Annotated in this window: 21 protein-coding genes; 19 read left to right on the top strand and 2 right to left on the bottom strand. The window is 67.6% G+C overall.

Annotated features, from left to right (window positions below):
• Nucleotides 1-45: 45 nt before the first annotated feature.
• The 17 genes from AC1DNF_RS12965 (at nucleotide 46) to AC1DNF_RS12885 (ending at nucleotide 16,191) form a co-directional block, all read left to right on the top strand.
• The gene (locus AC1DNF_RS12965; protein ID WP_478149003.1) at nucleotides 46-1,515 is read left to right on the top strand and encodes a M20 family peptidase; all 1,470 of its coding nucleotides are present in this window, start codon (nucleotides 46-48) and stop codon (nucleotides 1,513-1,515) included.
• Between the two features lie 32 nt (nucleotides 1,516-1,547).
• Nucleotides 1,548-2,723 (top strand): acetyl-CoA C-acyltransferase, encoded by a 1,176-nt coding sequence (locus tag AC1DNF_RS12960; protein ID WP_478149002.1) that lies wholly within the window; start codon nucleotides 1,548-1,550, stop codon nucleotides 2,721-2,723.
• A gap of 77 nt (nucleotides 2,724-2,800) precedes the next feature.
• Nucleotides 2,801-4,636, top strand: a complete 1,836-nt coding sequence (locus AC1DNF_RS12955) for an acyl-CoA dehydrogenase (RefSeq protein WP_478149001.1) — start codon at nucleotides 2,801-2,803, stop codon at nucleotides 4,634-4,636.
• The gene (locus tag AC1DNF_RS12950) at nucleotides 4,636-4,839 is read left to right on the top strand and encodes a hypothetical protein (protein WP_478149000.1); all 204 of its coding nucleotides are present in this window, start codon (nucleotides 4,636-4,638) and stop codon (nucleotides 4,837-4,839) included. Before AC1DNF_RS12955 ends, AC1DNF_RS12950 begins: the two co-directional genes overlap by 1 nt.
• Entirely contained in the window at nucleotides 4,836-5,120 is a 285-nt protein-coding gene (locus tag AC1DNF_RS12945; RefSeq protein WP_478148999.1) for a Dabb family protein, read from the top strand. The genes AC1DNF_RS12950 and AC1DNF_RS12945 overlap by 4 nt, the downstream gene beginning before the upstream one ends.
• A 15-nt stretch (nucleotides 5,121-5,135) precedes the next feature.
• Nucleotides 5,136-5,930 (top strand): SDR family oxidoreductase, encoded by a 795-nt coding sequence (locus AC1DNF_RS12940; protein ID WP_478148998.1) that lies wholly within the window; start codon nucleotides 5,136-5,138, stop codon nucleotides 5,928-5,930.
• Nucleotide 5,931: 1 nt separating this feature from the next.
• Entirely contained in the window at nucleotides 5,932-6,393 is a 462-nt protein-coding gene (locus tag AC1DNF_RS12935; protein WP_478148997.1) for a PaaI family thioesterase, read from the top strand.
• A 136-nt stretch (nucleotides 6,394-6,529) separates the two neighbouring features.
• Nucleotides 6,530-7,546: an NADP-dependent oxidoreductase gene (locus AC1DNF_RS12930; protein WP_478148996.1), complete on the top strand. Its 1,017-nt coding sequence runs from the start codon at nucleotides 6,530-6,532 to the stop codon at nucleotides 7,544-7,546.
• Nucleotides 7,547-7,568: 22 nt separating this feature from the next.
• Entirely contained in the window at nucleotides 7,569-9,218 is a 1,650-nt protein-coding gene (locus tag AC1DNF_RS12925) for an isovaleryl-CoA dehydrogenase (protein WP_478148995.1), read from the top strand.
• Nucleotides 9,219-9,244: 26 nt separating this feature from the next.
• On the top strand, nucleotides 9,245-10,183 hold the full coding sequence (locus AC1DNF_RS12920; protein ID WP_478148994.1) for a glutathione S-transferase family protein: 939 nt from the start codon (nucleotides 9,245-9,247) through the stop codon (nucleotides 10,181-10,183).
• Between the two features lie 84 nt (nucleotides 10,184-10,267).
• Nucleotides 10,268-11,173, top strand: coding sequence for an SDR family oxidoreductase (locus AC1DNF_RS12915; RefSeq protein WP_478148993.1), 906 nt, complete (start codon nucleotides 10,268-10,270; stop codon nucleotides 11,171-11,173).
• 97 nt (nucleotides 11,174-11,270) lie between these two features.
• Nucleotides 11,271-11,894 (top strand): paraquat-inducible protein A, encoded by a 624-nt coding sequence (locus AC1DNF_RS12910; protein ID WP_478148992.1) that lies wholly within the window; start codon nucleotides 11,271-11,273, stop codon nucleotides 11,892-11,894.
• A complete protein-coding gene (locus AC1DNF_RS12905; protein WP_478148991.1) occupies nucleotides 11,891-12,571 on the top strand; it encodes a paraquat-inducible protein A in 681 nt (226 codons plus the stop codon). Before AC1DNF_RS12910 ends, AC1DNF_RS12905 begins: the two co-directional genes overlap by 4 nt.
• Complete coding sequence (locus AC1DNF_RS12900; RefSeq protein WP_478148990.1) at nucleotides 12,568-14,196, top strand: PqiB family protein; 1,629 nt, start codon at nucleotides 12,568-12,570, stop codon at nucleotides 14,194-14,196. The genes AC1DNF_RS12905 and AC1DNF_RS12900 overlap by 4 nt, the downstream gene beginning before the upstream one ends.
• Entirely contained in the window at nucleotides 14,193-14,834 is a 642-nt protein-coding gene (locus tag AC1DNF_RS12895) for a PqiC family protein (protein ID WP_478148989.1), read from the top strand. The genes AC1DNF_RS12900 and AC1DNF_RS12895 overlap by 4 nt, the downstream gene beginning before the upstream one ends.
• A gap of 7 nt (nucleotides 14,835-14,841) precedes the next feature.
• Nucleotides 14,842-15,384, top strand: a complete 543-nt coding sequence (locus tag AC1DNF_RS12890) for a methylated-DNA--[protein]-cysteine S-methyltransferase (RefSeq protein ID WP_478148988.1) — start codon at nucleotides 14,842-14,844, stop codon at nucleotides 15,382-15,384.
• Between the two features lie 36 nt (nucleotides 15,385-15,420).
• On the top strand, nucleotides 15,421-16,191 hold the full coding sequence (locus tag AC1DNF_RS12885) for a class I SAM-dependent methyltransferase (protein WP_478148987.1): 771 nt from the start codon (nucleotides 15,421-15,423) through the stop codon (nucleotides 16,189-16,191).
• On the opposite strand, the gene AC1DNF_RS12880 is transcribed toward AC1DNF_RS12885, so the two are convergent.
• Entirely contained in the window at nucleotides 16,140-17,933 is a 1,794-nt protein-coding gene (locus AC1DNF_RS12880) for an NEL-type E3 ubiquitin ligase domain-containing protein (RefSeq protein ID WP_478148986.1), read from the bottom strand. The genes AC1DNF_RS12885 and AC1DNF_RS12880 overlap by 52 nt on opposite strands.
• Nucleotides 17,934-18,101: 168 nt before the next feature.
• Here AC1DNF_RS12880 and AC1DNF_RS12875 point away from each other — a divergent pair, with 168 nt between their 5' ends.
• Both AC1DNF_RS12875 and AC1DNF_RS12870 read left to right on the top strand, forming a co-directional pair.
• Nucleotides 18,102-19,307, top strand: a complete 1,206-nt coding sequence (locus tag AC1DNF_RS12875; protein WP_478148985.1) for a multidrug effflux MFS transporter — start codon at nucleotides 18,102-18,104, stop codon at nucleotides 19,305-19,307.
• Between the two features lie 4 nt (nucleotides 19,308-19,311).
• Complete coding sequence (locus AC1DNF_RS12870) at nucleotides 19,312-20,739, top strand: MFS transporter (protein ID WP_478148984.1); 1,428 nt, start codon at nucleotides 19,312-19,314, stop codon at nucleotides 20,737-20,739.
• 311 nt (nucleotides 20,740-21,050) lie between these two features.
• Here the strand turns inward: AC1DNF_RS12870 and AC1DNF_RS12865 are convergent, their stop codons facing one another.
• The gene (locus AC1DNF_RS12865; RefSeq protein ID WP_478148983.1) at nucleotides 21,051-22,493 is read right to left on the bottom strand and encodes an ATP-grasp domain-containing protein; all 1,443 of its coding nucleotides are present in this window, start codon (nucleotides 22,491-22,493) and stop codon (nucleotides 21,051-21,053) included.
• Nucleotides 22,494-22,619: the final 126 nt, after the last annotated feature.

Genomic DNA, 22,619 nt, shown 5'->3' with positions numbered 1-22,619 from the left:
GCTCTACCTCACGCGCTCCGTCCTCCGCCTGCCAGGGGGCGTGCTGTGATCCGGCGCGTCCTGCTGGCCCTGGCCGGGATTGTTCTGCTCCTGGTCGTGGCCCTGGGCATCGGCGTGTGGCGCACGCCGTCGCGCCAGCTGGCCGTGGCTCCGGCGCCCAAGCTGCCGATCGATGTCGAGGCCGCCGCGAGGCGGCTGGCCGGCGCGATCTCGATTCGCACCGTTTCCAGCCTCGACGACGTGAGCCAGAACAACGTCGAGTTCGACAAGCTGCACGCCTACCTCGAACAGCAGTTTCCGAAGGTTCACGCCACGCTGAAGCGGGAAGTGGTGGGTTCGAAGGCGCTGCTCTATACCTGGACGGGGTCCGACCCCACCGCCAAGCCCATCGCGCTCATGGCGCACCAGGACATGGTGCCGATCGCGCCGGGCACCGAGAAGGCGTGGACGCACGATCCGTTCAGCGGCGACATCCAGGACGGTTTCATCTGGGGCCGCGGCACGCTCGACAACAAGAGCAACCTGTTCGCCCAGATGGAGGCCGTCGAACTGCTGATCGGCAGCGGCTTCCGGCCGAGGCAGACCATCTACCTCGTGATGGGTGACGACGAGGAGGTCAGCGGCCTGCGCGGCGCGCTGCCGATCGCCGTGCTGCTGAAGTCGCGCGGCGTGAAGCTCGACTGGGTGCTCGACGAAGGCCTGCTCGTGCTGGACGGCGTCATGCCCGGCCTGTCGAAGCCGGCCGCGCTGATCGGCCTGGCCGAGAAGGGCTACGGCACCTTCTTCCTCTCGCTCGACACCGCCCCCGGGCATTCGTCGATGCCGCCCGCGCACAGCGCCATCGGCAGCATGAGCGCCGCCCTGGCGCGCCTGGAGGCAACGCCGATGCCCGGCGCGATCAAGGGCGTGGCCGGCCAGATGTTCGGCGCGCTCGCGCCGGAGATGAGCGGGCTCAATCGCGTGCTGCTGTCCAACCTCTGGCTCACCGCGCCCCTGGTCCAGGGCCAGCTCGAGAAGAGCCCGAGCAGCAACGCCATGCTGCGCACCACCACCGCGCTCACCATCGTTCGCGCCGGCAACAAGGACAACGTGCTGCCCGGGCGGGCCGAAGCCGCCGTCAACTTCCGCATCCTGCCCGGCGACACCATCGACAGTGTGGAAGCCCACCTGCGCAAGGCCCTGGGCAACGACGCGATCCAGATCAAGCGCTACCCGGGCAACTCGGAGGCCTCGCCGGTGTCGCCCACCGACAGCGACGGCTATCGGTCCATCGAGCAGGCCGTGCGGCAGGTGTTTCCGGATGCCGTCGTGGCGCCGGGCCTGATGACGGCCGCCACGGATTCGCGCCATTTCAGCATCCTGAGCGATTCGGTCTACCGCTTCTCGCCCTTCCGCCTCAAGGGCGAAGACCTGGCCCGCTTCCATGGCACCAACGAACGCCTTGCGGTCGCCAACTACGGCGAGATGATCCAGTTCTATCACCAGCTGCTGCGCAACACCGCACAGCCTCAGTAATCGTCATTCCTCTTCTTCAAAGGACTTTCATCATGACCAGCGCCGTCATCGTCTCCACCGCCCGCACGCCGCTCGCCAAGAGCTGGAAGGGCGCCTTCAACATGACGCACGGCGCCACGCTCGGCGGCCATGCCGTGCACCACGCCGTGGCGCGCGCGGGCATCGACGGCGCCGAGGTCGACGACGTGATCATGGGCTGCGCCACGCCCGAAGGGGCCACCGGCTCCAACATCGCGCGCCAGATCGCGCTGCGCGCCGGACTGCCCGTCACCACCTCCGGCATGACCATCAACCGCTTCTGCTCGTCGGGCCTGCAGACCATCGCCACCGCCGCCCAGCGCATCATCGCGGGCGAGGGCGAGGTCTATGTGGCCGGCGGGGTCGAGAGCATCTCCTGCGTGCAGAACGAAGCCAACAAGCACATGCTGGCCGACCCCTGGCTGGTCAAGCACAAGCCCGAGATCTACTGGAACATGCTGCAGACGGCCGAGCAGGTCGCCAAGCGCTACAACATCGCCCGCGACGCCATGGACGAATACGGCGCCGCCAGCCAGCAGAAGGCCACGGCCGCGCTGGAAGCCGGCCGCTTCAAGGACGAGATCGCGCCCATCACCGTGCTGGCCGGCGTGGCCGACCCGGTCCTGGGCCTGCGCACCAAGGAGGTCACGGTCGAGAACGACGAGGGCATCCGGCCCGGCACCACCAAGGAAGCCATCAGCGGCATCCGCCCGGCGATCCCCGGCGGCGTGATCGCGGCCGGCAACGCCAGCCAGTTCTCCGATGGCGGCGGCGCCTGCGTGGTGGTCGACGAGACCTATGCCGAGCGCAAGGGCCTGAAACCCCTGGGCCGCTTCCTCGGCTTCGCGGTCGCGGGTTGCGAGCCCGACGAGATGGGCATCGGCCCGGTGTTCGCGATCCCGAAGGTGCTCAAGCGCCTGGGCCTGACGGTCGGCGACATCGACCTGTGGGAGCTGAACGAGGCCTTCGCCGTGCAGGTGATCTACTGCCGCGACAAGCTCGGCATCCCCGCCGAACTGCTGAACGTGGACGGCGGCGCGATCGCGGTCGGCCATCCCTATGGCGTCAGCGGCCAGCGCCTGACGGGCCACGCGCTGATCGAAGGCAAGCGCCGCGGCGCAAAGCGGGTCGTGGTCACCATGTGCATCGGCGGCGGCATGGGCGCGGCGGGCGTCTTCGAAGTCCTCTGACGAATCGTCCGGAGAGTAGGGCACCATCGCGGGCTTGGGCACAATCGCCCGGCAGCTGAAAGGAATCGGTCCACTTCATGAGCAGCCTCCGCTCCACCCTCGACTTCCTGCTCTACGGCTGGCTCGAGGCCGAATCGCTGAGCGGTCGCGAGCGCTTCGCAGACCACTCGCGCGAAACCTTCGACGCCGTGCTGGACACCTGCGAGCGCATCGCGCGCGAGAAGTACGCGCCGCACAACCGCACCGTCGACACGCAGGAGCCGCATTTCGACGGCGAGAAGGTCATCCTGCCGCAGGCCACGCACGACGCGCAGAAGGCCTTTGCCGAGTCCGGCATGCTGAGCGCGGCGCAGGACTACGACATCGGCGGCATGCAGTTGCCCTACACCGTGCAGGCGGCGGCCAACAGCTTCTTCGCCATGGCCTCGGTGAGCATCGGCTCGGGCATGCTGACCAGCGGTAATGCCAACCTGCTGATGGTGCACGGCACGCCCATGCAGCAGTCGGTGTTCGCGAAGAACGAGTTCTCCGGGCGCTGGTCGGGCACCATGTGCCTGTCGGAGCCGCAGGCCGGCTCCAGCCTCAGCGACGTGGCGACTCGGGCCGTGCCCGATGGCGAGGGCTTCCGGGACGATCCGCTCGGCCCGCGCTACCGCCTGACGGGCAACAAGATGTGGATCTCGGCCGGCGACCACGAACTGACCGAGAACATCGTGCACATCGTGCTGGCGAAGATCCCGGACGAGAACGGCAAGCTGATCCCCGGCACGCGCGGCATTTCGCTGTTCATCGTGCCGAAGAAGATGGTCGACACGCAGGGCCGCCTCACCGGCGAGCGCAACGACATCGCGCTGGCCGGCCTCAATCACAAGCTCGGCTGGCGCGGCACGACCAACACCTTGCTCAATTTCGGCGAGGGCAGGTACCCCGTCGCCGGCAGGGCGGGCGCGGTGGGCTACCTGGTCGGCCAGCCCGGCAAGGGCCTGCACTGCATGTTCCACATGATGAACGAGGCGCGCATCGGCGTCGGCACCGCGGCCACCATGCTGGGCATGGCCGGCTACCACGCCTCGCTCGAGTACGCGAAGATCCGCCCCCAGGGCCGGCCCGCGGGCCCGGCGGGCAAGGACGCCGCCAGGCCGCAGGTGCGCATCATCGAGCACGCCGACGTCCGGCGCATGCTGCTGGCGCAGAAGTCCTACTGCGAAGGCGCGCTGGCGCTGGAGCTCTATTGCGCGCGCCTGGTCGACGAGCAGAAGACAGGCGATGCCCAGGCCGCCGACGACGCGCGCCTGCTGCTGGAAGTGCTCACGCCCATCGCCAAGAGCTGGCCCAGCGAATGGTGCCTGGAGGCCAACTCGCTCGCGATCCAGGTCCATGGCGGCTACGGCTACACGCGTGACTTCCCGGTCGAGCAGTACTGGCGCGACAACCGCCTGAACATGATCCACGAAGGCACGCACGGCATCCAGGCGACCGACCTGCTGGGGCGCAAGGTGCTGATGGAGGAGGGGCGCGGGCTTCGACTGCTGCAAGACCGCATCACCGGGACGATGGCGCGCGCCGCCCAGGTGCCGGCGCTGGCCGGCCACGCGCGGGCGCTGGGCGGCGCGCTGCAGCGGGTCGGCAGCGCCACCGAGGCGGCGTGGTCGACCGGCAACCCGCAGGAGGCGCTGGCCAATGCCGTTCCCTACATGCAGGCCTTCGGCCACGTGGTGCTCGCCTGGATCTGGCTCGACGTCGCGCTGCAGGCACTGCGCCGCGACGCCGGAAAGGCATCACCCGCGACCGTGGGGCGCATCGGCGCGACCGACTACTTCTTCCACTACGAGCTGCCGAAGATCGGCGCCTGGCTCAACGTCGTCGAGAGCCGCGATCCGACCTGCGCCACGCTGCCGGAGGAGGCCTTCTGATGGCCGCGCCCAAACCCCATGCCACGCTGGAAAAATGGATCTGGATCCTGATCTACGTCGGCCTTTTCATGCTCGTCATCGGCATCGCGACCGGCCGCGCCAACCAGGGCCTCGGATGGTCCCTGGCCGTGCCCGGCGTCGCCTTGGCCGCCGTCGGCATCGTGCTCATCTATGTTCGTTCAAGACTGAAAGACTCACCATGATCAAACACATCGTCATGTGGAAACTCAAGGACGCCGGCGATGCCGCGCAGTTCAAGACCCGGCTCGACGTCTGCCGCGGCCTGATCCCCGGCATGCGCGAGTTCGAGGTCGCCGTGCGCGCCCCCGGCTTCGAGGCCAACCACGACGTCGTGCTGTATTCAGTGTTCGACGACAAGGCCGCGCTGCAGGCCTACCTGGAACACCCGACGCACGTCGAGGTGTCGGGCTTCCTCGGCACGCTGCGCGAATCGCGCAGCGTCCTGGATTACGAAGCCCACTGATCGCGGAGGAACACCATGACTGCACGAAGCATCCAGCAACTGTTCGACCTGAGCGGCAAGGTCGCGCTCGTCACCGGCGGGTCTCGCGGCCTCGGCCTGCAGATGGCGCATGCGCTGGGCGAAGCCGGCGCGAAGATCATGCTGAGCTCGCGCAAGGCCGACGACCTGGAGCAGGCCATGGCCGAGCTGCAGGCGGCGGGCATCGATGCCCGCTGGATCGCCGCGGACTGCTCGAAGGAAGAGGACGTCCGCCGCCTGGCCACCGAAACGCTGGAGCGCATGGGCGCCATCGACATCCTCGTCAACAACGCCGGCGCGAGCTGGGGCGCGCCGGCCGAGGACCATCCGGTCGAGGCCTGGGACAAGGTGATGAACCTCAACGTGCGCGGCTATTTCATCCTCGCGCAGCAGGTGGCCCGCGCCTACATGATCCCGAAGAAGGCGGGGCGCATCATCAACATCGCCTCCATCGCCGGGCTCAACGGCAACCCGCCGGGCATGCAGACGCTGGCCTACAACACCTCCAAGAGCGCGGTCATCGGCTTCACCCACACGCTGGCGGCCGAATGGGGCAAGTACAACATCAACGTCAACGCCATCTGCCCCGGCTTCTTCATGACCAAGATGGCCTCCGGGCTGATCAAGGCGATGGGCGAGGAGGCGATGGCCTCCCACGCGCCGCTCGGCCGGCTGGGCGATGACGAGGACCTGAAGGGAATCACGCTGCTCTACGCCAGCGACGCGGGCAAGCACATCACGGGCCAGTGGCTCGCGGTCGACGGCGGCGTGAGCGTGGTTCTGGGTGCCTGACATGAGTGCTTCGGAAGACGACATCAACAACCGCTCCTACACGAGCCGGATTCCGTTCGCGCGGCACCTGGGCTTCGAACTCACGAAGTTCGATGCTGGCGAGTCCGAGATCCGCTACACGGCCAGGCCCGAGCACCTCAACACCTTCGACGTGACGCACGGCGGCGCCTGCATGACGCTGCTGGACATCACCATGGCCGCGGCGGCGCGCAGCGACACGCCCGAGATCGGCGTCGTCACGATCGAGATGAAGACCAGCTTCATGCAGCCCTCGGTCGGCCCGCTTCATGCGCGCGGCAAGCTGATCCACCGCACGGCGACGCTGGCATTCACCGAGGCGAAGATCTACGACGAGCGGGAGCGTGTCTGCGCCCACGCGACCGGCACCTTCAAGTACGTCAAGCGGCGCCTTCCGACCGGGCCGGGAAGCGCCAACGAGATGCGGCCACCCTCCACTGATTAACATGGCACACCCCCAGGCTTGCCCACTGCGTGCGGCCGCCTACCCCCTTGCAGGGGGCAACACCGGCGGGCCTGCGGAGCCGGACCCGCGGTGTTCCTGATTGAATTTACGGACCCAACTGACGAGGATCGAAATCATGGCTACCAATCGACAACAACTGCTCGACAACCGCCCCGAGGGCGAAGCCGTCGCCGGCAACTTCAAGCTCGTCACGACCGAGACACCACCGCTCAAGGAGAACGAGGTGCTGGTCCGCCACCACTACATGAGCCTCGACCCCTACATGCGCGGCCGCATGAACGACGCCAAGAGCTACGCCCAGCCGCAACCCCTCGGCAAGGTCATGCAGGGCGGCACGGCGGGCGAGGTGGTCGAGAGCCGCAATCCCAAGTACGCGGTGGGCGACAAGGTCGTGGGCTTCGGCGGCTGGCAGGAATACAGCGTGGTCGACGCCTCGCTGCCGGGCGCGCTCAAGAAGGTCGACACCACGCACATCCCGCTGTCGCACTACCTCGGCGCGGTCGGCATGCCCGGCGTGACGGCCTGGTACGGCCTGGTGAAGATCATCAACCCCAAGCCCGGCGAAACCGTGGTGGTCACGGCCGCCAGCGGCGCTGTCGGCAGCGCCGTCGGCGCGCTGGCAAAGGCACGCGGATGCCGCGTCGTCGGCATCGCCGGCGGGCCCGACAAGTGCAAGTACGTGACCGGGGAGCTCGGCTTCGACGCCTGCATCGACTACCGCCAGCATCCTGACGTCAAGACCATGAGCGCGGCGCTCAAGGAAGCCTGCCCCAACGGCATCGACGGCTACTTCGAGAACGTCGGCGGCTACATCTTCGACGCCGTGCTGCTGCGCGCCAACGCCTTCGCGCGCATCGCGCTGTGCGGGATGATCGCGGGCTACGACGGCCAGCCGCTGCCGCTCGCGAATCCCGCGCTGTTCCTCATCAATCGCATCAAGCTGGAAGGCTTCATCGTCAGCGAGCACATGGAGGTGTGGCCCGAGGCACTGGCCGAACTGGGCCAGCTGGTCGCCTCGGGCAAGCTCAAGCCGCGCGAATCGATCGCCCAGGGGATCGAGTCGGCGCCCGAGGCCTTCCTCGGGCTGCTCAAGGGCCGGAACTTCGGCAAGCAACTGGTCAAGCTGATCTGACGACAAACCGGGGAGGCCGGCGATGGACACCACATATGAGGTCTTCAACCAGCCCGCTCCCCTGGTGGGCTACAACCTGTTCCAGACCAACCGGCCGCTGCGGGATGCGCTGAAGTTCAACGCGCCGCAGTTGCAACTGGCGCCGCTGGACGAGCTGGGCTCGGCCGTCGGCACGGCGCAGATGCAACTGCATGCGCGGCTGGCGAATACGAATGCGCCGGTGCTGCACACGCATGACCGCTTCGGGCGGCGGGTGGACGAGGTGGAGTTCCACCCCAGCTATCACGCGCTGATGAAGGCGGCCGTGGGCGCGGGCCTGCACGGGACCCCCTGGGCCAGCACGGAGGGCCCGGATGCTTCCGCCCACGTGCGCCGCGCCGCGGGCTTCATGCTCTTCACCGAACTCGAACCCTCCATTCTTTGCCCCATCTCGATGAGCTACGCCGTCACGCCGGCGCTGCGCGGCAACGCCGCCATCCATGCCGACTGGGGCCCGAAGCTCTCGAGCCTGTGGTACGACCCGCAGCTCAAGCCCTGGCGCGACAAGCCCGGCCTCACCATGGGCATGGGCATGACCGAGAAGCAGGGCGGCTCGGACGTGCGCGCCAACACGACGCGGGCGGCGCGCGCCGGCAGCGACGCCTGGGGCGAGCGCTACGAGATCACCGGCCACAAGTGGTTCTTCTCGGCGCCGATGTGCGATGCCTTCCTGGTGCTGGCGCAAGCGCCCGCCGGGCTCTCGTGCTTCTTCCTGCCGCGCTTGCTGGACGACGGCAGCCGCAACGCGATCCGCATCCAGCGCCTCAAGGACAAGCTGGGCAACAAGGCCAATGCCAGCTCCGAGGTCGAGTTCCACGGCGCCAGCGCCTGGCTGGTCGGCGAGGAAGGGCGCGGCGTCTCGCAGATCCTGGAGATGGGCACCATGACACGGCTCGACTGCGCCCTGGGCACCAGCGGGCTGATGCGCCAGGCACTGAGCCTTGCGCTGCACCACACGGCGCAACGGCAGGCCTTCGGCAAGCCGCTCATCGAGCAGCCGCTCATGAAGAATGTGCTGGCCGATCTCGCGCTCGAAAGCGAGGCCGCCACCGCGCTGGCCATCCGCCTGGCGCGCGCCTTCGACCGTCCGGGCGACGCGCATGAGCGCCTCGTGGCGCGCCTGCTCACGCCGGTCGCCAAGTTCTGGATCTGCAAGCGCGGCAGCCACTTCGCCCAGGAGGCGATGGAATGCCTCGGCGGCAACGGCTATGTGGAGGAGGGCGGGGAGGGCGTGATGGCGCGGGTCTACCGCGAGATGCCGCTCAACTCGATCTGGGAAGGCGCGGGCAACATCATGGCGCTCGACCTGCTGCGCGGCCTGCGCAAGGGCGACGCGATCGCCGCGCTGGCGCACGAACTGGCGCCGGCGCGCGGCGTGGACGCGGCGCTCGACCGCCTGACGGACGCCCTGCCGGCGCGCATCGAGGCCATGGCGACCGAGACCGAGGCGCGCCGCCTCGCGCAGGACGTGGCGCTCGCCGTGCAGGGCGCGCTGCTCGCGCGCACCGCGCCGCCGGCGGTGGTGGGCGCCTTCTGCGCGTCGCGCATCGGAGGCGACTGGGGCCACGCCTTCGGTACCCTCGGCGCCGGCATCGACTTCGATGCGATCATCGCCCGCGCCCAGCCGCATTGAGCACCCGAACGACCAAGGAACCGACCATGGCAGAACTGATCCTCCACCACTACGCGACCTCGCCCTTCTCCGAGAAGCTGCGGCTGATCCTGGGCTACAAGAAGCTCGCCTGGAAGTCCGTGATCATCCCGGCGATCCTTCCGAAGCCGGACTACGTCACGCTCACCGGCGGCTACCGCAGGACGCCGATGCTGCAGATCGGGGCCGACATCTACTGCGACACCGCCCTCATCTGCGACGTGCTGGAGCATCTGGCGCCGCTGCCTTCGATCTACCCCGAGCCGGGCAAGGGGCTCGAGCGCATCGTGGCGCAGTGGGGCGACACCACGCTCTTCTGGGCCGCGATGGCCTACAACTTCAGTCCCAAGGGCGCTGCCGACATGTTCGGCAAGGCGCCGCCCGAACTGGCCAAGGCCTTCGGCGAGGACCGCAAGGCGATGAGCTCGAACATGGTTCGCCTGCGTCCGGCCGACGCCGCGGCGGCCTACAAGTCCTACCTGCGCCGCCTGTCCGACATGCTGGACGACACCGACTACCTGCTCGGCGCCTATCCGACCGTGGCCGACTTCGCGTGCTATCACCCGCTGTGGTTCACCCGCAAGCGCACGCCCTCGATGGCCGGCATCCTCCAGATCACGCCCGCGGTGCTCGACTGGATGGACCGCATGTCGGCCATCGGCCACGGCGAGATGGAAGGCTTCGATGCCACGCAGGCCATCGCGGTGGCCGCGGCTTCGATGCCGCACACGCTGCTGTCCGACAGCACCTTCCAGGACGAGCACGGCATCCCGCTCGGCGCGCGCGTCACCATCGCGGCCGAGAGCTTCGGACCCGAGCAGACCGAGGGCGAGCTGATCGCCGCCACCCGGACCCATTACACGCTGCGCCGCGAGGACGAGCGCGCCGGCACCGTGCACGTGCATTTCCCCCGCATCGGCTACGTGCTGAGAGCGGTCGAAAGCTGAAGCGCGGGCACCTTCGCGACTGCGCGCTTCGGTTTTCCGTACTTCAATAGCGTCTCCTCCAAAGAGACTCAAGGACTCGCGCAAATGATTCAGGATTTCAAGGGCACCACGGCCGTTCTCACCGGCGCGGGCTCCGGCTTCGGCCTGGAGTGCGCGCGCATCGGCGCGGCGCGCGGCATGAACCTCGTGCTGGTCGACGTCCAGCAGGACGCGCTCGACAAGGCGCGGGCCGAGATGGAAGCCGCCGGCGCGCAGGTGCTGGCGCGAAAAGTCGACGTCGCGAACGCGGCGCAGATGGAAGAGCTCGCCCGCGCCGTGCAGCAGCGCTTCGGCGCGCCGCACTTCGTCTTCAACAACGCCGGCGTGGGCGCGGGTGGGCTGGTGTGGGAGAACACCGTCGCCGACTGGGAATGGGTGCTCGGCGTCGACCTGTGGGGCGTGATCCACGGCGTGCGCCTCTTCACGCCCATGATGCTCGAGGCGGCAGCGAAGGACCCGGCCTACCGCGGCCACATCGTCAATACCGCCAGCATGGCCGGCCTGCTGACGCCGCCCAACATGGGCATCTACAACAGCGCCAAGGCCGCCGTCGTGAGCCTGACCGAGACGCTCTACCAGGACCTGAAGCTGATCACCGACCAGGTCGGCGCCAGCCTGCTGTGCCCGTACTTCGTGCCGACCGGCATCACCAGCAGCGAGCGCAACCGCCCGGGTGCGCTGGCCGCCGGCAAGGAAACCCGAAGCCAGATGATCGGGCGCGCGATGAGCGAAAAGGCGGTCAGCAGCGGCAAGGTGACGGCCGCCGAGGTCGCGCGCAAGGTGTTCGAGGCCATCACCGCGAACCAGTTCTACGTGTTCAGCCATCCCAAGGCCCTGGGCAACGTGAAGAGCCGCATGGAGAACATCGTCTCGATCACCAACCCGGCCGACCCCTTCCTCGAGCGGCCGGAGATCGGGGCAAAGCTGCGGGCCCAGCTGCGCGAGGGCTGAGGCGCCGCTTCGGCGCGCAGCGGCGCGCCGCAGGCCGTCGCAGATCGGGGGGGTGCGCGATTCGGTGCGCGCGTCGCGCACAATGGCGTCCACGCCCATGAAAGAAGTCCCCGACGCCATCGTCTGCGAAGGTTGCGACGCGATCTACCATCGCGCGCGGCTCGGTTCCTGCGAGATCGCGCGCTGCGCGCGCTGCGGCACTGAACTCGACCGGCATGCGGGCGGGCAGAGCGCGCGCGTCCTCCCGCTGACTGTCGCCAGCCTGATCCTGTTCGTCATCGCGAACCTGTTCCCGATCGTGGCGATCGAACTGCAGGGCCTGCGCAGCGAGACCACGCTGGCGGGCGCCGTCGTCGCGCTCAGTGCCGAAGGCATGCCGGTGGTGGCGATGCTGGTGCTGGCGACGACCATCCTCTTCCCCTTGCTGCAGCTCTGCATCCTGTTCTACCTGCTGGTGCCGATGGCCTACGAGCGGCGGCCGGCGGGCTTCAACGTGCTGGTGCGGCTCATGCAGGCGGTGCGGCCCTGGGGAATGATCGAGGTCTTCCTGCTCGGCGTGCTGGTCGCGATCGTCAAGCTGTCGAGCCTTGCCGAGGTGGTGGCCGGGCCGGCGCTGTGGGCCTTCATGGGTTTGACGGTGCTGCTCACGGCGGTGATCTCCTTCAATCCGCGCACTTTCTGGGAAATGGCCTTCGAGCCCCGGCCGGGACAGGACGCATGACGACGGCCGCCGCCCCTTCTCCGATCGAAACCGCGGCGCGGCGCGGGCTGATGAGCTGCTCTCACTGCGGCACCGTCTGGGAAGGCGCGCACGAGGGCGAACCCTGCGCGCGCTGCCTCACGCACCTGCACAGCCGCAAGCCGGACAGCGTCCGCCGCACCTGGGCGCTGCTGATCTCCGCCTGCATCCTGTACCTGCCGGCGAACCTGCTGCCGGTGATGATCACCAAGAGCCTGTTCGGCACGCAGTACGACACCATCCTGAGCGGCGTGATCTACTTCTGGGTCTCGGGCGCCTACGGGCTGGCGGCGATCGTCTTCATCGCCAGCTTCCTGGTTCCGCTGTTCAAGCTCACGGCGCTGGTCCTGCTGGTGACGCTGTCCCAGCGCCGAAGCGACTGGCGCCAGCTCGAACGTGCGAAGCTCTATCGGGTGCTGGAGGTGATCGGCCGCTGGTCGATGCTCGATGTCTTCGTGGTGTCGCTGCTGGCCGGCCTGGTGCGCATCCAGGGCTTCGCCGAGATCACGGCGGGCGTCGGCATCGGCGCCTTCGGCGGCGTGGTGGTGCTCACCATGCTGGCGTCGCTGAGCTTCGACCCGCGCCTGATCTGGGACAGCGAACCCATGAACCCGTCCACTCAAGAAGAAGACACAACGAGAGGCACAAGTACCGCATGAGCGAAGAAGACAAGGGGCCACTGCCGCTGCCCGAACCCGTGATCGCCAGGCGGCGCAACTGGTTGCCCTCGCTGATCTGGCTGATTCCCATCGTGGCGGCCCTGGTCGGCGTGGCGCTGGTGGCGCGCATCCTGCTCGAGCGCGGGCCGGAAATCGTGCTGACCTTCAAGACCGCCGAGGGGCTGGAGGCCGGCAAGACGGCCGTGAAGTACAAGGACGTGCAGATCGGCACCGTGCAGACCATCCGGCTCGCCAACGACCGGTCCCATGTGCGCGTCCTGGTGGCCTTGCGCAAGGAGGCCAAGGGATTCACCGCGCAGGACACGCGCTTCTGGGTGGTGCGTCCGCGGCTGGACACCTCCGGCATTTCCGGCCTGAACACCTTGCTGTCGGGGGCCTACATCGGCGCGGATGCCGGCATTTCGGAAGACACCTCCGGCGAGTTCACGGGGCTGGAGGCGCCGCCGATCGTCACGCGCGATGCCTCGGGCCGCCAGTTCCTGCTGCACGCCCGCGACATCGGCTCGCTCGACATCGGCTCGCCGGTCTATTACCGGCGCGTCAAGGTCGGGCAGCTCGCGGCCTACGAACTCGATCCGGACGGCCGCGGCGTCACGCTGCGCGTCTTCATCAACGCGCCCTACGACAGGTTCGTGGGCGCCAATACCCGTTTCTGGCATGCCAGCGGCCTCGACGTGGAACTGAATGCGAGCGGCATCAAGGTGCGCACGCAATCGCTCGCCACCGTGTTGCTCGGTGGCATCGCCTTCCAGGCGCCCGACGACGAGCAGGGCCCGATGGCCCCGGAGAACACCGCCTTCGCGCTGGCCAACGACGAGACCACGGCGATGAAGGCGATCGACGGGCCGGCGCAGCTGATGATGCTGCACTTCAACCAGTCCCTGCGCGGCCTCTCGCCGGGGGCGGCGGTCGACTTCCGCGGCGTGGTGATCGGCGAGGTCAAGTCGATCGGCGTCGAGTTCGACCGCCAGGAGCGCGAATTCAAGATGCCGGTGCTGCTGCAGATCTATCCGGACCGCCTGCGCCGCAATGTCGCCGGCATGACGAACGAATCGCCCGTCTCCGAGATGGAGCGGCTGCAGTTCCTCGTCAGCAAGGGCCTGCGCGCGCAGTTGCGCACCGGCAATCTGCTGACCGGCCAGGTCTACGTCGCGCTCGACTTCATCCGCAACGCGCCGCCGGCCAAGCTCGATGTCACCAGCAACCCGATCGAGATGCCGACGGTGCCCAACAGCCTGGACGATATCCAGATGCAGGTGGCCGACATCGCGCGCAAGCTCAACAAGGTGCCTCTGGAGGAGATCAGCGCCGACCTGCGCAAGTCGCTGGCCACCCTCGACAAGACCCTCGGCGGCGCCGAGCAACTGATGAAGAGCCTGAACAACGACGTGGCCCCCGAGATGACGGCCGCCATGAAGGACGTGCGCAAGACGCTCAATGCGGCCGAGAAGACGATCGCCACCGATTCGCCGGTGCAGCAGGACCTGCGGCAGACCCTGCAGGAACTCACGCGCGCGGCGGGTTCGATGCGCGTCCTGACGGACTACCTGGAGCGTCATCCGGAATCCTTGGTCCGTGGCAAGCCGGAGGACAGGCAGAAATGAGAACGACGCGTTTTTCCGCAATCAACTCCCTGGGGGCCCTGGCGGTGGCGGGAGCCCTGCTGATGGCCGGCTGCGCCAGCACTTCGCCGCAGTACTACAGCCTGGCCGAGAGCGCGCCGGCCTTCCGGAGCGTGGCGGCGCCGGGCGCCGGGTCCGCCTACATCGAGCTTGCGCCGGTGGCCATGCCGGAGCGCTTCGCGCGTCCGCAGATGGTGGTGCGCAAGAAGGGCGCGGCGGAGGGCGCGGCGGTCGACATCCTGGAGGACCATCGCTGGGCTTCTTCCTTCGAGAGCGAGCTGCGCGACGCGCTCGGCATCGGCATTGCCGGCCGGCTCGGCGCGGTCGACGCGACCCGTCTCGCGCGGCCCCCGGGCCAGCCGGCGGTGCGCATCGCGGTGCAGTTGCGGCAGTTCGAGGCGGTCGAGGGCGGCAGCGTCGACGCCAGCTTCAGCTGGACCGTGCGCGGCACCGACGAGGGGCGATCGACGGCCTGCCAGCTGTCGCTGTCGGAGCCGGTCGCCGCCGGCTTCGATGCCCTGGCGCTGGGGGCGCAGCGCCTCACGGCCCGGCTTTCCGACGCCATCGCGCGCAGCGCCTCGGCCTTGCAGGCGGGGCAGGCGCCGGCGTGCGCCAGTTGAGCGGACCATGCGCGCGACCGGCTTCGCGCTGTTCGACACCGCCATCGGCGTGTGCGGCATCGCATGGGGTCCGCGCGGCATTGTCGGCGTGCAACTGCCCGAGGCCGATGCCCGTGCGATGCGCGAGCGCATGAGGCGCCGCTTTCCGGATCTGCCGGAACAGGAAGCACCACCCGAAGTGCAAGCCGCCACGGCGGCCATCCGCGCCCTGATGGATGGCGAGCGGCGCGATCTGGCCGAGGTCGTGCTCGACCTCGAAGGGGTTTCCGACTTCCACCGGCGCGTGTATGAGATCACGCGCCGCATCGGCCCGGGCCACGTGCGCACCTACGGCGACATCGCCGCCGAGCTCGGCGACAAGGGCCTGGCGCGGGCGGTCGGCCAGGCGCTCGGCCACAATCCCTTCGCGCCGGTGGTACCGTGTCACCGCGTGCTGGGGGCTGGCGGCAAGCCTGGCGGCTTCTCGGCGCATGGCGGCGCCGCGTCGAAGCTGCGCATGCTGGCGATCGAAGGCGCGCGGCGGGACAGCGATACCGAGCCCCTGTTCTGAAGACCCCACACCCCACAACCCCAAGGAGCAGACCGCTTGAAGAACCAACCCGACATCACGCTCGCTCCCCCTGAGATCCTGCGACCGCACACGCCCTTGCCGGCCTACTACGGCGACGAGGGCGAGCACGAACGCTTCCTGCGCCGCATCTTCGACGACACAGCGCCCGACTACGACCGCATCGAGAAGGTGCTCGCCTTCGGGTCCGGCCCGTGGTACCGGCGCTCCGCGCTGCAGCGGGCGGGGCTCGCCGAGGGCGCGGAAGTGCTGGACGTGGGCATCGGCACCGGCCTGGTCGCGCGCGAGGCGCTCGCGCTGATCGGCCCGCGCGGGCGGCTGGTCGGCGTGGACCCCAGTCCCGGGATGATGGGCGAGGTGTCGCTGCCGGGGGTCGAGCTGGTCAACGGCCGGGCCGAAGCCCTGCCGCGGGCCGATGCCAGCAGCGACTTCGTCAGCATGGGCTACGCGCTGCGTCACATTTCCGACGTGAGCGCGGCGTTCGCGGAGTTCTTCCGGGTCCTGCGTCCAGGCGGCCGGCTGCTGGTGATGGAGATCACCAAGCCCGCGGGGCGCCTCGGCACGGCCGTGCTGAAGGGCTACATGCGCGTGGTGGTGCCGGCGATTGCGCGCATGGTCGCGCGCCAGCACGACACCGCCGAGCTCTGGCGCTACTACTGGGACACGATCGAGGCCTGCATTCCCCCCGAGACCGTGCTGGGCGCCTTGCGCGCGGCCGGCTTCGAGGAGGTGAAGCGTCACGTCGAGCTCGGGACCTTCTCCGAGTACACGGCCGTGAAGCCGGCATAGATCGCATCGAGCCTCGCCGCGTGCTCCCTGTTGAGCTGCCTGTCGCGTGCCGCGTAATCGGCTGAGGTGAGCGTGCCGCCGGGGGCCGCGGCCTCCCGCTCCAGCGCCTGCAGCCGGTCCAGCAGGTCCTCGCGTGCCGCCGCGACGGCTGCCGTGCAATCCGGTTCGTGCCGCATCAGGCTCGTGCGCCAGAAGGGCAGCGCGGCGATGTAGTCGACCAGCGCACCGGGCGCCCGCTCGGCGGCGAGCACCTCCTGCCGGGCCTGCTCCAGCTTTTCGGGGCGCACGGCCACCAGGTGTTCGTACAGCATCTCTCCCGGCAGCAAGGGCAGCCGCAGGACATCGGCGAGGCGGCGGCGATAGGCCAGCACCACCTCCACGTCCTCCGTCGTCCCTTGGAGGGCGTCGCGGTCCTTCTGGCGATAGGCCAGCACCACCTCCACGTCCTCCGTCGTCCCTTGGAGGGCGTCGCGGTCCTTCAGTGCGAGCAGTTCCACCTGGGCGAGCCTGAACTGGCTGCGCGCGAGGTCCCAGAGCGCAAGGGGGTCGCCCGCGAGCCGGTGAGCAAGAACCGCGACCTCGATGTCGCTGAAGGCCAGCGCCACCCGATCGCCGCAGGCCCCGACGCCTTGCTCGGCAATGTCGAAGCATTCCGCGCGAAGCGCCTCGTCTTGCAACAGGCTTTCGAGCACGGCGGACACGCGCCACACGAGACCGGCGCGGCCCCCGTCACTGTTCTGGAAGTCGGCCGTGACGCTGAGTTCGCTCAGCAGCAGCGCGAAGTTGTCTGCATTGAACTCCTGCTGGACACCGGCCCATTGCGCCTTCAGCGTCTGGCCCTGCGTGCTCGCCTCGGGCCGCGCGTCGAGCCAGAAATCGAGCTGCCCGGACAACGAAGCCTCGGCGCCCGACTCGGGACAAGCCAGGGGACACAGCACCCGCGGACCGACGCCCGCCACCCGCAGATCATGCAGGTGGGCGATGGCGGCCGCGCCCAGGGGGTTGCCGCGCAAGTCGATCGCCAGAGACGGCGGCAGATGCTGAATCCAGACAGGCACTGTTCGCATCCGGTTGTCGCTCAGGTCCAGTTCCCGCAGGCGTTCGAGGCCTCGCACATCGGGCATCGCGGTCAATCGGTTGTCCGCGAGATTCGCCTCTTCCAGCAGCTTCAGGCCGCTCAGGCGAGGAGGAATACCGATGCGATTGCCCATCAGGCTCAGGTGGGTCAACCGGGATTGCGCATTCAGCTCGGGCGCGGCGCGAAGCTGGTTATGGCCGATGGAGAGGATCCGCAGCTCCCTGAACGGGCTGAGGTCCGGCGGTTGCCGCAAGGCATTCCCCGTCAACAGCAGGCTCTTGAGCCGTGACAGCGTGTCGACATAGGGCGGCAGTTCCCGCAGCATCAGCGCGGAAAGATCCAGGTCGCGCGACGGGTTCGTGGGCTGGAGGCAGCGCAAGACGCCGGAGCTCGCCAGGCCCTGTCGCACCTGTTGGAGCAGGTCACCTCCCTGGGCCCATGCCCGCAGCGCCGCCCTGGCGATCGACTGCGCGACGGCACGCCCGGCATGGTCGTGGCGTCGCCGCGGTGCGCGGGGCAGCCCGCCAAGGAGGAGGGCGGGCGGCGGCGCATCGGGAGCGGAGGGTCCAGGCGGAGGGGCCGCCGCCGGGGACGGAAGAGAGGCGGCGGCGGACGATCGCGCCGCGTCGATGGGGACAGAGGCATCTGGCCGAATGCTGGGCATGGGGTCTGCGTCGTTGGGGAATCGCCCGAGCGTAGAGGCCCGAGCCTCCCGCATGCGTTCCCGGACGCGAAGACCCATGCGCATCGGCGCACGCAGCACGGGGCCTAGCACAGCCGGCGCGCTTGCGCTTCGTAACGTCCATTCCCGACCTTGACGACAATCCAGGCCATGACTTCCTCGCGCTTCTTCAAGATCGCGCTCGTGCTGGGGCTGCTTTCGGCCATCGGACCGTTCGCGATCGACATGTACCTGCCCGCGCTGCCCGAGATCGGCAGCAGCCTGAATGCGCAGATCGGCCCCGTGCAGATGAGCCTCACGGCCTTCTTCCTCTCGCTTGGCGTGGGCCAGCTCCTGTATGGGCCGGTGTCGGACATGGTGGGGCGCAAGCCGCCGCTGTACTTCGGGCTCGCGCTGTTCGCGCTTGCCAGCATCGGCTGCGCGCTGTCGACCGACATCGAGATGCTCATCGGCCTGCGCTTCGTCCAGGGCCTCGGCGCCGCGGCGGGCATGGCGATTCCGCGCGCCGTCGTGCGCGACCTGCACACCGGCAACGACGCGGCCCGGCTGATGTCGCTCCTGATGCTGGTCTTCAGCGTCTCGCCCATCCTGGCGCCTCTGGCCGGCAGCGGGGTGATCGCCGTTGCCGGGTGGCGCGGCGTGTTCTGGGTGGTCACGCTGGCCGCCGTCGCCGGCCTGCTGATGACCGGCATGGTGCTCAAGGAGACCCGACCCGCCGAGGAGCGGGTCGAGAGCAGCCTGGGCAGCGCGCTGCGGGCCTACGCGCTGTTGCTGCGCGACACGCACTACCTCGGCCTGGTCTTCATCGGCGCCTTCGCGATGGCCGGCTTCTTCACCTATCTGGCCAACTCGTCCTTCGTGATGATCGACCACTATGGCCTCTCGCCGACGCTCTACAGCATCGCCTTCGGCGTCAACGCCGCGGCCTTCATCGGCGCCTCGCAGTTCACCGGCGCGCTGGGCGAGCGCTTCGGCCTGGTGCGGCTGGTGAAGGTCAGCGTCAGCGCCTGCGGGCTGGTGATGCTGGCCATGTTCGCCTACTTCCTCTCGGGCGGCGACCGGCTGGAAGTGCTGGTCGTGCTGTACTTCATCGCCAGCGGCTTCATGGGATTCGTGATTCCCACCACCTCGGTGCTCGCGCTCGAGAAGCACGGCGCCATCGCGGGCACGGCCTCGGCCCTGCTGGGCACCCTGCAGATGCTGACGGGCGCGCTGGTGATGGCGATGGTCGGCCTCTTCACCGACGGCCGTCCGCTGCCGATGGTGACGGGCATGGCCGCCGGCGCGCTGATCGCCTTCGTGCTGACCTGGTTGACGCTGGGCGGCCAGCGTCAACCCGTCTGCGTGGCGGGCTGAGGCGATGACGGCAAGCGCGCCACAGACATCGGCCGCCCCGCGGGACGGCCTGGAGCAGCCGCAGCGCGCCCGCGCGATGCTGGTCATCATCCTCGGCATCACCGTGGCGGTGCTCGACGGCACCATCGTCAACCTCGCGCTGCCGGGCATCGCGAACCAGCTTCACGCCAATGCGGCGCACTCCATCTGGGTGGTCAATGCCTACCAGATCGCCATCCTGGTGATGCTGCTGCCGCTGGCCTCGCTGGGTGACCGGGTCGGCTACCGGAGGGTGTACCTGGTGGGAATGGTGCTGTTCGCCGTCGCGTCGCTGGCCGCGACCTTCGCCGACTCGCTGGGCACGCTCATCGCCGCTCGCGCGTTCCAGGGCCTGGGCGCGGCGGGGCTCATGAGCGTCAATGCGGCGCTGGTGCGTCTGATCTATCCGTCGAAGCTGCTCGGGCGCGGCATGGCGATCAATTCGATGGTGGTGGCGACCGCGTCGGTGGCCGGGCCGTCCGTGGCGGCGGCGATCCTGTCGGTGGCTTCGTGGCCCTGGCTGTTCGCGCTCAACGTGCCGCTGGGCGTGCTGGTCCTGGCGCTGGGCTCGCAGGCGCTGCCGGCCAACGTCGCGGCGCGATCCGCGGCCGGCTTGCGCTTCTCGTGGATCGACGTGCTGTTCAACATCCTGATGTTCTCGCTGATCTTCATCGGCGCCGACCGCCTGGGCGTGCGCGGCGAAGCGGGGCGGGGCGCCGACCCTTCGGCATGGGTGCTGCTGCTGGCCGGCGTGGCGGTGGGCTTTGTCTACCTGCGGCGGCAGTTCACGCTCGCGGTGCCGCTGTTTCCGGTCGACCTGCTGCGCATTCCGGTCTTCGCGCTGTCCATGGGCACTTCCGTGGGGGCCTTCTGCGCGCAGATCCTGTCCTTCATTTCGCTGCCCTTCCTGCTGCTGGAGACCTACGGGCGCACCCCCTTCGAGGCCGGCCTGCTGATCACCGCCTGGCCCCTGGCGATCGTGGTCATGGCGCCGGTCGCGGGCCGGCTGATCGGCCGCTATCCGGACGGGTTGCTGGGGGGCGTCGGCCTGGCCCTGCTCGCCACCGGCCTTGCGCTGCTGGCGGCGCTGCCGGCACACCCGAGCAACCTCGACATCGTCTGGCGCATGGCCTTGTGCGGCATGGGCTTCGGGCTCTTCCAGTCGCCCAACAACCACACGATCGTGACCTCGTCGCCGCCGCACCGCAGCGGCGCGGCGAGCGGCATGCTGGGCACCGCGCGCCTCACCGGGCAGACACTGGGCGCCGTGCTGCTCGCGGGGATCTTCAGCTTCTGGGGGGCGCATGACGGGAAGGGCCAGATCATCGCGCTGACGCTGGCGGCCAGCTTCGCCGCCGTGGCGGCGGTGTTCAGCACGCTGCGGACCAGGCGGGCGAGTCACAGCCACGCGTGAAGCATTGAGAAAAGAGGTAGATGAGCGAGGGCAGGAGCGTCTGCTCGAAGCCTCTCAGCGCGCTGGCCGTCACGATCTGGATTGCATCGAACAGCAGATAGAACACAAAGCAGGGCCAGATCGCCAAAAAGACATACTTCATTAAGACCGGACGCAAGCACGTGCTTCTTTAGTTGCTCTTTTTCGTATAGCCTGGTCGTTCGGACCGATCTTGACACACTGATGCAGGCCGAACGATTGTCTCCAGTCTCTCAATTGATTGTTGATCAAAATTCATCTACTCTTCCTGATCCTGGGTACGGCCAATTCTTTCAAAGTTGCTGGTGAAGCACGAGCAGATCGCCTGCGCTCTCCCAATGACGAATGAGTCTGTACTCGCGCTCAAGAATTTCCTCGTTGTGATTCGAGAGATAGACGATACCGGTATTGGTGAATAGATCCACCGTCCGGGAAATGAAATCACCTTGCCTTGGCGCACCTATTAATGAACGAAAGGACTCAAGACGGCCGAGGTATTCGGGGCATCTGTTTTCCTTAACAACCCCAGAATGCTTCGAGCAAAGCGTGATGCAGTGCAAATTTCTCTTGTGCCCATATGGTTCATCGAGCAATTGGGCGAACGTTATCGGATCCGCGTAGCGGAGCGCGGTCAGCGTGACGTGCGAGTGGCCTGTCGCCTCGATCACGGCCTCATGGTCGATCGTCCCTTGCATACGCGCCGCCGTCTCGATCAATACGAACTCGTCCTGCTCTGTTTGAAACAATTCCGAATGAGAGGGGCCGTCCTTGATCCCCAGAGCATCCAGGCAGCGGATGACATAGTCCCGAAGCGACTTGGCCAGCGGAGTGTCCGGGCGCATCAGGATTTCCCTGTCGCAAATCAACGATGCGCCCTTGACTGGAATCTTGTCGTCACGCCATATTTCCGAAATGTAGTGAACTCCCTTGACGCTGACGGCATTGACGATGAACTGTTGTCCGGAAATTCTTTCCTGTAGCACGACGGCGGCGTTCAGCGTGCCGAGTTTGTTTCTCTTGCCAAGGGCTGCATCTGTGGCCGAGACGACTTCCGACAGGTTGTTGCAGAACGTGACGCCATCCGCGCCAGCACTGGAAGTGGGCTTGACGACAATCGGCCAGTTTGTTTGCTGAATGGCCCATGCAAGCGCGGCCTCGCGGCTCTCGCAGCGGCTCTGCCCGAGCGAAGACAAGCCAAAGCTCCGAAGGCGCTCGTGCATTTCGAACTTGTCTCGACGCAGGCTCGTTGTAGCCGGATCGTTTCCGGGCAAACCCAGCAGCAGGGCGAGCCTCTCTGCGGCTTCCACGCCGGTTTCTGTGCCGGCGACCACGCAGATGATTGTTTCGATCCTTCGAAGTTCTTCGAAAACTTCATTTAGCTCACGGCCCTCGTCAATGTCGAATTCAATTTGAAAATCACCGGGCCGAAATGATGCGATGAGTTCATCCGGAATGTTTGGCGAACTCTTGACGTGAATGCTTTGGATGCCGTATTTTTCGAATTCCTTGGCCAGCTTCGCTCCAGTCGAATAGGCGTCGACAATGACGGTGAATTTCTCGCCTCCGCCTTCATTCCTGGTCTTCGGCTCAACTCGATTCTTCAAAACCTGCTCCCTTGTTTGTGGCTTGCCGGAGGCATCCTCCGAATTCTTGTTGCGACTCTTCGGGCAATCGAAGCCCAGAGAAGGCCGGCGAATCTTATGGATTGATTGCATCCAAAGCAAGAGGAGCATCATTGATTTCAACCTTAACCTACCAGAATTGGTGGGTTGCAATAATTGTTCAGATTTAATTGATGACGAAGGCGTCCTGAGTTCAATTGCCGATCCCATAAGCCCAGGCCGATGCCACCCATTGCCGGA

Source organism: Variovorax sp. 01T432 (genome assembly GCF_056398605.1).
This window is presented reverse-complemented; position numbering and strand designations above follow the sequence as displayed.